Here is a 13,476-nt window from a genome sequence, read left to right as displayed (position 1 = left end):
GCTGACTGTGGACGCAGCGGCAACGCCGCTTTGACATGAGGAAAATCTGAAGCGATCTCCATCAACCAAAAGGCTGTGAATTGTCAGAAAATTGCATGCGTTTCCCGAAGCGCTGCAGGCAGTGAGGGCGGCGATTCCTTCCGCCATACCTCTGCAGAGGCGATGACGCCGTAGCAGCGGTCGCAGGAATGTGGCGGGGAGAAGGCGTCCCCGTTCCGTCAATGACGTTGGGATATTGTAAAGTAGGTGTATTCTCTGCATACTTCAACGTTAGGGGGTCTGCTCACGCGGATTGCCGCAGTCGGTGGGGTGTTGGCACCCGTGGTGTGCGGTCATCTGCGTCTTGAGGTTTCTTTCAAACGATCTGGCGCAGCGCCGGAGGTGTGAGGGGACATGTCGAACGCGCGCAGCATCACCGTTCTGCTGGCAAGTACCTGGGCATTCCTGATCTGCTTTGCCGTCTGGATGATGTTCGGCGTCATTGGCATTCCGCTGCGCGATGAACTTCACCTCAACGCGACCGAGTTTGGCCTTCTGACTGCGACCCCGGTGCTGACTGGCTCACTGTTCCGCCTGCCGCTTGGCATCTGGACCGACCGGGTCGGGGGACGCATCCTGATGACGCTGCTCCTGCTGATTTGTGCCGTGCCTTTGTACTTTGCTTCCTACGCGAACGCACTGTGGCAATTTCTGCTGCTGGGGCTGGCACTCGGCCTTGTAGGAGCTTCCTTCTCGGTGGGCACGCCCTATGTCGCGCGCTTCTTTCCCACCAACCAGCGCGGGTTTGCCATGGGCGTATTCGGCGCGGGCACCGCGGGTGCCGCGCTCAATATGTTCGTCGCTCCAGCGCTGATGGGAGCCTATGGTTGGCAAGCGGTGCCGCGCGCTTATGCGGCCGCGCTGTTGGTGAGCGCGGTCTTGTTCTGGTTCCTGTCTGCGCCCGATCCCGGAGCGGGTAGAGGCGGAGCGTCTCTGTCGGAGCAACTTGCGGTGATGCGCGACCGGCGGGTGTGGAAATATTGTCAGTACTATTCGATCGTGTTCGGCGGCTTCACCGCGCTGTCAATCTGGATGCCGCAATATTTCGTCAGTGAGTACGGTTTCTCGGTCGCCCAGGCAGCGTTGCTTGCGGCCTGTTTCTCTCTTCCTGGAGGCCTTCTGCGCGCTGTCGGTGGCATGTTGTCCGACCGATTTGGCGCCCACAACGTAACATGGTGGGTGCTGTGGGCTGCGTGGATTGCGCTATTTCTTCTGTCTTATCCGCATACCGATTTTTCGATTCGCACCGTGGACGGCTCGCGCCAGTTCACGATCGCGCTGACGCCCTGGATGTTCACCCCGCTGCTGTTCATCGTCGGCGTCACCTTCGCATTCGGCATGGCATCGACCTTCAAATATATCGGCGACGAGTTTCCGGAGAGCATGGGCGCCGTGAGCGGGCTGGTCGGCATGGTCGGCGGCCTGGGCGGCTTCCTGTTGCCGATCATGTTTGGCAGCCTGCGTGATTGGTTAGGATTCAACTCAAGCTGTTTCATGCTGCTGTATGGTATTGTGTCGGTCTCGCTGTTCCTGAACTATCTGACCGAAGTTCGTCGGGCGCCGGTGATGGGAAGGCCGCTCAACGCGTAGGAGCCGAGCTTTGGCGCGGCTTGCGGAAGGAGAGCCCTGGATGAGTCATTTCCTCGAGCGCCTCACCTATCTGTCGCGGAAGCGGGAGCCGTTTGCCGAGGGCCTCGGCGAGGTGCGTGACGAAGACCGCACATGGGAGGAGGGATATCGCCAGCGCTGGCAGCATGACAAGATCGTGCGTTCGACCCATGGCGTGAACTGCACGGGATCGTGCAGTTGGAAGATCTACGTCAAGAGCGGCGTTGTCACCTGGGAGACGCAGCAGACGGACTATCCGCGCACGCGCCCCGGCATGCCCAATCACGAGCCGCGCGGCTGTTCGCGCGGTGCGTCCTATTCCTGGTATCTCTACAGTGCGAGCCGCATCAAATATCCGATGGTTCGCGGCCGTCTGATCAAGGCATGGCGCGACGCGCGTCGCACCCGCGAACCGGTCGAGGCATGGGCATCGATCGTCGGCGATGCGGAGATCGCGAAATCCTACAAATCCGCACGCGGGCATGGTGGTTTCGTGCGTTCGAACTGGGACGAGGTGAGCGAGATCATCGCCGCCGCCAATGTGCATACGATCAAGACATTCGGACCCGACCGCGTGATCGGCTTTTCGCCAATCCCCGCGATGTCCATGGTCTCCTTCGCGGCGGGGTCGCGCTATCTCAGTCTGATCGGCGGTACCATGCTGTCGTTCTACGACTGGTACTGCGACTTGCCGCCATCCAGCCCGCAGACCTGGGGTGAGCAGACTGACGTTCCGGAATCGGCCGACTGGTACAATTCCGGCTACGTCATCGCCTGGGGATCGAATGTGCCTCAGACCCGCACACCCGATGCCCATTTCTTCGTCGAGGCGCGTTACAACGGCACCAAGGTGGTTGCGGTGACGCCCGACTATGCCGAGGTCGCCAAGTTCTCCGACCTGTGGCTGCATCCCAAGCAGGGCACCGACGCTGCGCTGGCTATGGCGATGGGACACGTCATTCTGCGCGAATTCTTCCTCGACCGGCAGGTGCCGTACTTCCAGGACTATGCGCGCCGCTATACCGACCTGCCGATGCTGGTGCGGTTGCGCCGCGACGGCGACCGCTTCGTGCCGGACCGCTATCTTCGGCAGAGCGATCTTCCGGGCGCGCCGGCGTCCGATCGCGCCGCCTGGAAGACGGTGGCGACCACGGACGAGAGCGGCGATCTCGTCCTCCCGCAGGGGGCGATCGGCTATCGCTGGCCTAAGCCCGGCGAACCTGCAGGCCGGTGGAATTTGGAGTCAAAGGATGGTGAAACCGGCCGCGACGTCCAACTGGCGTTGAGCCTGGTCGACCGTCGGGACGAAGTCGTCTCCGTTGGCTTTCCCTATTTCGGCGGCAAGGAGAGCGAATACTTCAAGGCGAATGCGCAGGGCGGCGACGTGTTGGAGGTCAACGTTCCCGTGCGTCGCATCATGCTCGCGGATGGTGAGGCGCATGTCGCAACCGTGTTCGATCTGTTGTGCGCCAACTACGGACTCGATCGAGGGCTTGGCGGCCACTGTGCCAAGAGCTTCTCCGACAACGTGCCCTACACCCCGGCTTGGCAGCAGGCCATCACCGGCGTACCGGCCGAGCAGGCCATCGTGGTTGCGCGCGGTTTCGCCGACAACGCGGAAAAGACCCGCGGCCGCTCGATGATCATCATCGGTGCGGGTATGAATCATTGGTACCATCAGGACATGGGTTACCGCAGTATCATCAATATCCTGATGCTGTGCGGAACGATCGGCGTGTCGGGGGGCGGTTGGGCGCATTACGTCGGCCAGGAGAAGCTCCGCCCGCAGACCGGCTGGACCATGCTGGCTTTTGGCCTCGACTGGGCGCGGCCACCGCGGCAGATGAACGGCACTTCGTTCTTCTATGCGCACAGCGACCAGTGGCGGTACGAGAAGCTCGACGTCGCCGACCTGCTGTCGCCGCTCGCCGATCCGGCAGCCTATCGTGGCAGCATGATCGATATGAATGTGCGGGCGGAGCGGATGGGTTGGCTACCGTCCGCGCCGCAGCTCAACGTCAACCCGCTGACGCTCGCGGATGACGCACGGCTGGCGGGCCGCGACGTCAAGGACCACGTTGCGACTGGGCTCGCATCGGGCGCGCTGACGATGGCCTGCGAAGATCCAGATGATCCGGCGAACTTTCCGCGCAACCTGTTCATCTGGCGCTCCAACCTGTTTGGCTCTTCAGGCAAAGGCCACGAGTATTTCCTGCGCCATTTTCTGGGAACGCGCCATGGCCTGCAGGGCAAAGATCTCGGCGAGATGAACGGGACCAAGCCGCAGGAGGTCGTCTGGCGCGATACAGCGCCGGAGGGAAAGCTTGACCTCGTCACCACGCTTGACTTCCGCATGTCGACGAGCTGCCTCTATTCGGACATCGTGCTGCCCACGGCGACCTGGTACGAAAAGAACGATCTCAACACCTCCGACATGCATCCCTTCATCCACCCGCTGTCGACGGCGGTGGATCCAGTCTGGGAGGCGCGCAGCGATTGGGAGACCTACAAGACGATCGCCAAGCGCTTCTCGGAGCTCGCGGTCGGCCATCTCGGGGTCGAGCGCGATGTGGTGCTGTCTCCGATCCAGCATGATACGCCGGGCGAACTGGCGCAGCCGTTCGACGTGCGGGACTGGCGGAAAGGCGAGTGTGAGCTGATTCCAGGTATCACCGCGCCGCAAATTGCCGTGGTCGAGCGTGATTATCCGAATACTTATCGTCGCTTCACCGCGCTCGGCCCGCTGGCGGACAAGCTCGGCAATGGCGGCAAGGGCATTGCATGGCAGACAGTGGAGGAGGTCGCAGGCCTCGGCGAGTTGAATTACCGGGTCAATGATGGCGGGCCAACCGACGGACGGCCGCGCATCGACAGCGACATCGATGCGGCAGAAACCATCCTCTATCTCGCGCCGGAAACCAACGGCCAGGTCGCAGTCAGGGCATGGCAAGCACTCGGCAAGGTGACGGGAAGAGATCACAGCCACCTTGCGCTCGCGCGGGAGGATGAGAAGATCCGCTTTCGCGACATTCAGGCCCAGCCGCGCAAGATCATCTCGTCGCCTACCTGGTCCGGCATCGAAAGCGAGCATGTCAGCTACACGGCCGGCTACACTAACGTCAACGAGTTGATCCCGTGGCGCACGCTGACTGGCCGTCAGCAGTTCTACCAGGATCATCGTTGGCTGCGAGACTTCGGCGAGAGCTTCGCCGTTTATCGCCCGCCGATCAACACGCGGTCCGCCGCCGGCATGGTAGGCACGCGCTCCAACGGAGAGACGGAGATCGTGCTGAACTTCATCACACCGCACCAGAAATGGGGCATCCACTCGACCTACACAGACAACCTTTTGATGCTGACGCTGTCACGCGGAGGTCCGATCGTCTGGATATCGGAGAATGACGCAAAACAGGCCGGCATCGCCGACAACGACTGGATCGAGCTGTTCAATCTCAATGGCGCCATTGCCGCGCGAGCCGTGGTCAGCCAGCGGATCAAGGACGGCATGTGCATGATGTACCATGCACAGGAGAAGATCGTGAACGTGCCGGGATCAGAGATCACGGGCTTGCGCGGAGGTATCCACAATTCGGTGACACGGGCGGTGCTGAAGCCGACGCACATGGTTGGCGGCTATGCACACCTGTCATACGGCTTCAACTATTACGGCACCGTCGGCTCCAATCGCGACGAGTTCGTGGTCGTCCGCAAACTCAGCCGGGTCGACTGGCTCGATCACAGCGATGCGACGGCGCTTGCGCACAGGAAGGTCCGCTGATGAAAATCCGTGCTCAGATCGCGATGGTCATGAACCTCGACAAGTGCATCGGGTGTCACACCTGCTCGGTTACGTGCAAGCAGGTCTGGACCTCGCGCCGGGGCGTGGAGTATGCGTGGTTCAACAACGTCGAAACCAAACCCGGCATCGGCTATCCCAAGGATTGGGAGAACCAGGAGCGCTGGCACGGCGGCTGGAAGCGCAAGAGGAACGGCAAGATCGTGCCGAAGCAGGGCGGCCGGCTGGCTGTCCTTGCCAAGATCTTCGCCAATCCGCACCTGCCGGAGATCGACGAGTACTACGAGCCCTTCACCTTCGACTACGAGCACTTGCAGCACGCGGGCGAGCAGGTCACGGCGCCGGTAGCCCGGCCGTTGTCACTGCTGACTGGCCGACCCATGGAGAAGATCGAATGGGGGCCGAACTGGGAGGAGATCCTTGGCGGCGAGTTCGACCGGCGTTCCCAGGATTACAACTTCGAGGCCGTTCAAAAGGATATCTACGGCCAGTTTGAAAACACCTTCATGATGTATCTGCCGCGGCTGTGTGAGCACTGCCTCAATCCGGCCTGCGTCGCGTCCTGTCCCTCTGGCTCGATCTACAAGCGCGAGGAGGATGGCATCGTCCTGATCGATCAGGACAAGTGCCGCGGCTGGCGGATGTGCGTGTCGGGTTGTCCTTACAAGAAGATCTATTACAACTGGAGCTCCGGCAAGGCCGAGAAGTGCATCTTCTGCTATCCGCGTATCGAGGCAGGCCAGCCGACGGTTTGCTCCGAGACATGCGTCGGGCGCATCCGCTATCTCGGTGTGCTGCTGTACGATGCCGACGGCATCGAGCGAGCTGCCGCGGTCGAAGACGAGAAGGATCTCTACGAGGCGCAGCTCAAGCTTTTCCTCGATCCGAACGACCCCGCCGTGCAAACCCAGGCGCGCGCCGATGGCGTGCCGGACGCGTGGCTCGAGGCGGCGAAGCATTCTCCCGCCTACAAGATGGCGGTGGACTGGAAGATCGCCTTTCCGCTGCATCCGGAATACCGCACGCTGCCGATGGTGTGGTACGTGCCGCCGCTGTCGCCGATCCAGTCGCACGCTAATGCAGGAGCTATCGACACTATCGGCGAATTACCGGATGTTCGATCGCTGCGCATTCCGGTGCGCTATCTTGCCAACCTGCTCACCGCGGGTGCGGAAACGCCGATCGTCGCAGCACTCGAGCGACTGTTCGCCATGCGCATTCACTTCCGGCAGCGCCAGCTAGGCGAGGGCGACGGACAGGCCGTGCTCGACCAGGCCGGCCTCAGCCGTGCCCAGGTCGAGGACATGCACCGCTATCTCTCGATCGCGAACTACGAAGACCGCTTCGTGATCCCGACCAGCCATCGCGAGGAGGCGGAAGATGCTTATGGGCTGAAGGGTGCCTGCGGCTTCTCCTTCGGCAACGGCTGCGACCATGGGCCGGCGCCGTCCAGCCTGTTCGGCGGCAAGATGGGCGCGCGCCGGGCGGTCCCGATGCGGCCGTTGGACAATTGAGAGGCGGTCATGGTTCTGCTGTTCAGGGCGTTCAGTGCGTTGTTGTCTTATCCGACTCCGGAGATGCGGGCAGCGCTGCCTGAAATCGCCGGGGTGGTGCGCGGCTCGAAGCTGGTTGCGGCGCGCGAGCGGCAGGAATTGCTCGATCTGATCGGCGAGATCGGAGCCGGCGAACAACTGGCCGCCGAAGAGCGGTATGTCGACCTGTTCGACAGAGGACGGGCGCTGTCGCTGCATCTGTTCGAGCATCTCCATGGAGAAAGTCGCGATCGCGGCTCCGCCATGGTGGAGCTGAAGCAGATTTATGCGGCCGCGGGCTACGATCTCGCAGCGAGCGAGCTGCCGGACTATCTGCCTGTGCTGCTGGAATATCTGAGTTGCCGGGACATCGCTGAAGCGCGCGAGATGCTCGGCGATTGCGCCTACATCCTGAACTCGATTGCGCGTTCGCTGATTGGGCGTCGCAGCCGCTACGCGGCGGTCTTGCAGGCCCTGATCGTGATCGCCGGCGAGAGTGCCGTTGGCGCCTCGACCGTGCCCCCGATCAAGGATCGCAAGGAAATCCTCGACCGTGACTGGTTCGAGCAACCAGCCTTCGGGGCGCCGACGGCTGGTCCGCCCACACCTTGAGGGAGTCCGCCCGTGTCCGAAAGCTATGTGAATACGCTGCTCTTCGGTGTTTACCCCTATGTCTGCCTCAGCGTGCTCTTGCTTGGCAGCCTGATCCGATTCGACCGCGACCCCTATACCTGGAAGAGCGACTCGTCGCAGATGTTGCGCAGCGGGGTGCTGCGCACCGGCTCCAACCTATTCCACTACGGTGTGCTAGTGGTCATCCTCGGCCATTTCGCTGGCTTCCTGGCGCCGCACTGGGCAGTCGACTGGGCGCTGTCGCCGGTTGGCCATCAGTTGCTGGCGATGGTGGTCGGCGGCATTGCCGGCGTCGTCGCGATCATCGGGCTGTCGTTGCTGATCTACCGCCGGCTCGCCGACCCGCGTATTCGTGCAAACAGCCGCAAATGGGACATTGCGGTAGTGGTGATGTTGTGGTGCCAACTGGCGCTGGGTCTGCTCACAGTGCCGCTGTCGGCTGCGCATATGGACGGTGTGCTGTTTGAAACGCTGACCAGCTATGTGAAGGGCGTCGTCACTTTCGACAGTGGTGCGTCCACGCTGATGCAGGATGTTCCGCTGACTTACAAGCTGCATATCCTGCTCGGCTTCACGTTGTTCCTGATCTCGCCCTTCACGCGCATGATCCATATTTGGAGTGGAGCCGGCGCGCTGGCCTATCTCATTCGCCCCTACCAGGTCGTGCGGGCGCCGCAGCGGCGGAGGGTCAAGGAGCCGGCGCGGCCATGACGGTGTCGGTCAACGGCGTTGCAGTCAGGGTGGACGAGGCAACGTCCGCTGAATTCGCGGCGGCCCGCGAATTGTTGCGCCAACGCGCTGTGTCGATCGGATTGCTGGCGACTGACGAGGCTGATGCGAACGCGGTTGGGGAGGGCATCGAGCGCTTGCTTTCGGTCGAGGTGAAGGTACCAGCACCGACCGAAGCGGAATGCCGCCGCTACTACGAGACCCACGGCGAGGAGTTCATCAGTGGCGATCTCGTCCACGCGCGCCACATCCTGTTTCAAGTGACACTCGGGGTGCCTGTCCCCAAAATTCGCGCGCGAGCAGAGCAGGCACTGAATGCGATCCTGGCTGAGCCGAACCGCTTTGCGGCGCTGGCCGAGGAACTGTCCAACTGCCCGTCAGGCCGGCAGGGCGGCGATCTCGGGCAGATCGCGCGAGGCACGACTGTTCCTGAGTTCGAGAAAGCGCTGTTTCGGATCGATGCGGTTGGGATTCTCCCCGAACTGGTGAAAACACGCTATGGCTTTCACATCGTCGCCGTCGACAGGATGATCCCCGGACAGAAATCGCCTTTCGAGATGGTTCATGCGGACATTGCGCAATCGCTGCGCTCGAGCGTCGAACGTCGAGCGCTCAAGCAGTATGTCGCGATTTTGGCAGGAGAGGCCAGTGTCGTGGGTGTAGACCTTGATGCCGCAAGCTCTCCGCTTGTCCAATAGGTGTCGTTGTGAGCTGATCGCGCGTCGATCACTTGCCTCGTCACTCGTCCGCCGTAACTGTGCGGGATCAATGGTCAAACGGCCTGGCATGAACGCGTCGGTGCGACAGCGCGCCAGGTTACCGCGCGCGCGGAACGTTCGGCACGAGATCAATCAAGCCCAGGTCCACAAGTGTACGATGGAACTGGCGTTTCCGTTCCGAGCCCGAGCCAAAGTAGGCTTCCCTGCAATCGTCGAGCAAGCTTGCACGGGTGGAGAAGACCGGGTCAAGCGGAAGCCCCGCATGTTGCAAGGCAACGGTCCCGAGAAAGGCGATGTCGAGGTCCGGGCCGCGTCCGGAGCCAAATGGCGTCCGGGACATATTCAAAGCCTCTATCGCGTAAAATGTCGTGAACGCGTCTCGCGCGTCTCCTCGGCACTTAAGCCGGTGGGCGATGCGCCCCGTCAATACCGGTTGGTGATCCCCATAATGGACGATCAGCATGGGGCGTCCCGGGAAACGGTTTGCCAGCCTTCGCTTGAGTTTCTGCCACGTGGAAGCGGTCTCCACCAACCGCGTATAATACTCGGCGTATCCGGCATCGGGGAGGCTTGCCGCCGCAAAGGTGCGCTCCTTCTCAAATTGTCCGGCCGGCACAAGCTGCCGATCGTGTGGGCCATGATTGAAGTTGGTCAGCACGTAGAGAAAGTGCGGTGCCGGATGATTGATGACGCTCTTCGTGTGAGCATCGATCACCGCTTCAAGAAATATTGCATCCGAATTTGTCGCCTCGAAGCGTCGGGCATCGAACGGAGGTGGAAGGTCTTCAATGAACACCCGCTCATGTATGCCGATCGAGCTGTAAAATCGGTCGTAGCTGAGGAAGCTGCGACGGCAACTCGAGATGAGTGTCGTCCGGTAGCCTAGCGATGCCAATGAACGGGGGAGGCTGCTGTGGAATCGCCCCGCGCCTTTCTTGAACAGGTAGTAGGCGCTCGACCCGAAACTCGCGCTCGAAAGGCCGGTCAGGAGGCTGAATTCGGACTGCCAGGAGCCTCCGCCGAAGATGTCGACGTTGAGACGCCCATATTGACCATTCGCAGGAGACAGCAAGCCTTCGACGATCGGCTCGACGGGCAGTCCAAGGATGCGCGGGTCGAAGACCGATTCGTGCTGGATGATTATAATGTCCGGAGAGGCGTCTGAGCGCGCAGGTGTCGCCTCCTTCAGCGGCAGCGGTTCGTTGGCGATGTCGCTCAGCGCGAGGCCGCCGAATTGTCGCCAGCAAACACGGTCGACGAGGGACGCCATGAAGGTCGAGTAGAAGCTGCGCCGCTGCGTCAACGCGAGCCGCGACGGTGCGATGGCATCTTTCGTCGCGGCAGCAGCGGCGAAGCCAATAACGGCAACGTTGAACAGCAGGAGTCGAAGCGCCAACGACATCGGTGGCCCGGCGGCGTAGAGCAGCACAGCAATCGAAGCGGCAACGAACAGGACAATGCTGACGAGCACTCCCAACATCACGCGTGGATATTGCAGCACAAGAAATGGAACGGTCCCTGCAAATACCAGCGGCAAATCCGAAATGGTCAGCTTGAGGGCGCTGTGATCGAACTTTACCGTGGATGCTCCGGCAATGGTGATTGCCACTATGCCGGACAGCAGGATCGCTCTGTCGAAATCGGCGACAAAGATCAGCAACAGAGCTGCGTTACAAAGCAGCGCAGCGATGGCAAACGGGAGGTGTTCAGTGCTGCGTTCTGTCAGCGCCACGGCGCCGACCACTGCCACAACTATCAGCATCGAGCCCATGGGATTAGGATGCCCTTGGTACGCGACTTCTGCAATGCCGCTATTGGCCCGTTCGGCCACGAGTCCTAGCGACCGGTGCATCGCAGCAAATGGCATCCTGAGATCGTGGCGGACAGCGGTACGCGGTCCGCCACCGGCGTCGTCACTGCGAGACCAACTCGCATCCGCCTTCGCTGAGCGGGCGGAATGCCTGCGCTGCGGGGACCGTCGCGACGATATCGTAGTAATCCCAGCGCCGGGTCGAGGCCGCCGGCGTCTTGACGCGCGCCAGGTACATGTCGTGTACGAACTGACCATCGGCGCGGACCGTGCCATGAGCAAATGCATCCGCGACCGGCAGCTCGCGGATTTTGGCTGCGACCGCGAGGCCGTCGTCGGAGTTGGCCGCCTGGACCGCGCGCAAGTAGTGGCGCACGGCGGAATAGATGCCGGCCTGCGTCGTGGTCGGCATCCGCCCGTACTTCTCGAAGAACTTGTTAGCCCACGCCCGCGACTCCGCATCGCGATCCCAGTAGAAGGCGGTGATGAACTGCAAGTTCTGCGCGGAGGCGAGGCCCATCGCATCGACGTCGGTGAGGAATACGGTCGGTGCCACCAGGGTCTGGCCGCGGGTGACGCCGAACTCGGCCGCTTGCTTCACCGAGTTGGTCATGTCGGCGCCGGCGTTGGCGAGTGCGATCACCCTGGCGCCGGATGCCTGCGCCTGCAGCAGCACCGAGCTGAAGTCCGCGGTGTTGAGCGGGTGGCGCACCTCGCCGACAATCTTGCCCCCGCCGCTCTCGACCGCCCGGCGCATGTCGGCGGCGAAAGCATGGCCGAACGAATAGTCCACTGTGATCAGGAACCAACTGTCGAGCTTCTGCGCCGTAAGGGCCCGCGCGAGACCGTAGCCGTTGGTGTAGCTGGTGTAGACCCACTGGAATGAGGTGCGGGTGCAGGCCTTGCCGGTGAAGTCGGATGACGCTGACGCGTTCAACACGATCTTGTTGCGCTCCTTGGCCAGCGTGGTCACGGCGAAACCGACGCCGGAATTGGAAATGTCGGCGACGGCGTCGACCTTCTCGGTATCGAACCAGCGCCGCACGATGCCAAGCCCGATGTCCGGCTTGTTCTGGTGATCGGCCGAGACGATCTCCACCGGCACGCCGCCGATGTTGTCGTCGAATTCCTGCGCCGCCATCCTCGCCGCGACGACGGAGCCTTCGCCCCCGAGGTCGGCATAGGCGCCCGAACGGTCGTTCAGAATCCCGATGCGGATGACGTTGTCCGACATCGCGGCGTGCGCGAACGGGATGTGCAGCAACATCGCGGTGGTCGCCGCGCACAGGGTGGTCTTGAAAGGCATCGTCATGTCAGGGGCTTCCTCCAGGGTATTGTTTGCTCTTCGTTTTGATTGCGTGATACGCAACTTGCTCGCGCGCCAACGTTCGGGATGACGGATTTTTCCGAAGGATTTCGCACATCGGCTGCAAGCTAATTGTCTATAAGGCAATTTATATTGACAAGGAAGCAAATTGGCGGGAGGATGGGAGCAATGAGGACGCAGGACGAGACGCTGGCAAGGCTTGGCGCACGCATTCGCTCACTGCGGGAGGAGCGCGGCATGAAATTGAAGGAGCTCGCCGACATGACAGGGCTGTCCGACGCCTTCGTGTCACGCCTCGAGCGCGGCCAGGTCTCGAGCTCCGTTGCCAACCTGATCCAGATCGCCCAGGCGCTCGACATCGGTGTCAGCGAGCTGTTCGCCGCGCCGCAGGACCCGTCGCGCAGCCATGTCACGGTGCATCGGCACGGTGACGACGGTGAGGACCAGAGCATCCCGAGCACCGGCTATCGCTGGCGGTTGTTTGCTGGCGGCATGCCGAACGACGATCTCGAGGTGTTTCACCTCTCGTTTCCGCGAAAGAACCGGATGGACCTGATGGTGTCGCATCCGGGGCAGGAATATTGCTACGTGATCAGCGGGCGCATCCGCTTCCACGTCGGCGCCGAGGTGTTCGATCTGGCGCCCGGTGAGGGCATCTTCCTGAATTCCGAGCTGCCGCACCGCGCCGACAATATCGGCGAGGATGAGGCGCGCATCCTGATGGTGGTCGCGAAATCACCGCAGAAAGCCGAGCATTTCGATTGGTGGCGCGTGCCGAGCGCCGCCGCTCTACCTCGATCAAGCAAGAGCAAGCCCCAAGGAGATTGATCCATGCAGACGGCAACCGGGACCGGCAGGCACCTGCCTTATGAGGCGAAGCACATCGACGATGTGGAATGGGAAACCATCCGCTGGCCCGGTGAGACCGGCAAGATGCTGTTTCATCCGCGGCCGGAGCGGCCGACCGAACCGAATGCCGGCATCCTGCGGCTCGAGCCCGGAGCGCATCATCCAATCCACAATCACGATTTCGCACAGGTCTGGTACATCCTGAGCGGCGAATTCAAGATCGACGACAAACTCTACACGCCAGGCACGATGATCTTCCATCCGGATCCGCATTTCGAAGGCAAGTTCGAGACCTCGACCGGCGGCGAAATCTTGATCGTGCAGTATCCCGGTCCGACTACCGGCGGGCGACCAATCTATGCAGGGCGCTTCAACATGGAGCAGCGTCGCGACATCTCCGAAGAGCGGACCGATCTCTGATCGTTTGTTCGCCT

The 13,476-nt window shown here is 61.9% G+C and carries 10 protein-coding genes; 8 read left to right on the top strand and 2 right to left on the bottom strand.

Features of this window, described 5'->3' with window-relative positions:
- Positions 1–393: 393 nt before the first annotated feature.
- The 6 genes from P6U25_RS23400 to P6U25_RS23375 are packed head-to-tail and all read left to right on the top strand — an operon-like array spanning position 394 to position 9,035.
- Complete coding sequence (locus P6U25_RS23400) at positions 394–1,629, top strand: nitrate/nitrite transporter (RefSeq protein WP_407147128.1); 1,236 nt, start codon at positions 394–396, stop codon at positions 1,627–1,629.
- A 40-nt stretch (positions 1,630–1,669) separates the two neighbouring features.
- Positions 1,670–5,425 carry a nitrate reductase subunit alpha gene (locus tag P6U25_RS23395; RefSeq protein ID WP_407147127.1) on the top strand — a complete coding sequence of 1,252 codons (3,756 nt, stop codon included), beginning with the start codon at positions 1,670–1,672 and terminating at the stop codon, positions 5,423–5,425.
- On the top strand, positions 5,425–6,957 hold the full coding sequence (narH, locus tag P6U25_RS23390) for a nitrate reductase subunit beta (protein WP_407147126.1): 1,533 nt from the start codon (positions 5,425–5,427) through the stop codon (positions 6,955–6,957). The genes P6U25_RS23395 and narH overlap by 1 nt, the downstream gene beginning before the upstream one ends.
- A gap of 9 nt (positions 6,958–6,966) precedes the next feature.
- Positions 6,967–7,587, top strand: coding sequence for a nitrate reductase molybdenum cofactor assembly chaperone (narJ, locus tag P6U25_RS23385; protein ID WP_407147125.1), 621 nt, complete (start codon positions 6,967–6,969; stop codon positions 7,585–7,587).
- 12 nt (positions 7,588–7,599) lie between these two features.
- The gene (gene narI / locus P6U25_RS23380) at positions 7,600–8,319 is read left to right on the top strand and encodes a respiratory nitrate reductase subunit gamma (protein WP_407147124.1); all 720 of its coding nucleotides are present in this window, start codon (positions 7,600–7,602) and stop codon (positions 8,317–8,319) included.
- Entirely contained in the window at positions 8,316–9,035 is a 720-nt protein-coding gene (locus tag P6U25_RS23375; protein WP_407147123.1) for a peptidylprolyl isomerase, read from the top strand. Before narI ends, P6U25_RS23375 begins: the two co-directional genes overlap by 4 nt.
- A gap of 118 nt (positions 9,036–9,153) precedes the next feature.
- On the opposite strand, the gene P6U25_RS23370 is transcribed toward P6U25_RS23375, so the two are convergent.
- Positions 9,154–10,923 (bottom strand): sulfatase-like hydrolase/transferase, encoded by a 1,770-nt coding sequence (locus tag P6U25_RS23370; protein WP_407147122.1) that lies wholly within the window; start codon positions 10,921–10,923, stop codon positions 9,154–9,156.
- Between the two features lie 46 nt (positions 10,924–10,969).
- Positions 10,970–12,172, bottom strand: a complete 1,203-nt coding sequence (locus tag P6U25_RS23365; protein WP_407152587.1) for an ABC transporter substrate-binding protein — start codon at positions 12,170–12,172, stop codon at positions 10,970–10,972.
- A gap of 189 nt (positions 12,173–12,361) precedes the next feature.
- Here P6U25_RS23365 and P6U25_RS23360 point away from each other — a divergent pair, with 189 nt between their 5' ends.
- Together P6U25_RS23360 and P6U25_RS23355 are read left to right on the top strand one after the other, a co-directional pair.
- Complete coding sequence (locus P6U25_RS23360; RefSeq protein WP_407147121.1) at positions 12,362–13,021, top strand: helix-turn-helix domain-containing protein; 660 nt, start codon at positions 12,362–12,364, stop codon at positions 13,019–13,021.
- A 3-nt stretch (positions 13,022–13,024) separates the two neighbouring features.
- Entirely contained in the window at positions 13,025–13,462 is a 438-nt protein-coding gene (locus P6U25_RS23355) for a cupin domain-containing protein (RefSeq protein ID WP_407147120.1), read from the top strand.
- The last annotated feature ends 14 nt before the right edge of the window (positions 13,463–13,476 follow it).

This window comes from Bradyrhizobium sp. ORS 86, assembly GCF_045571475.1.
GTDB lineage: Bacteria > Pseudomonadota > Alphaproteobacteria > Rhizobiales > Xanthobacteraceae > Bradyrhizobium.
This window is presented reverse-complemented; position numbering and strand designations above follow the sequence as displayed.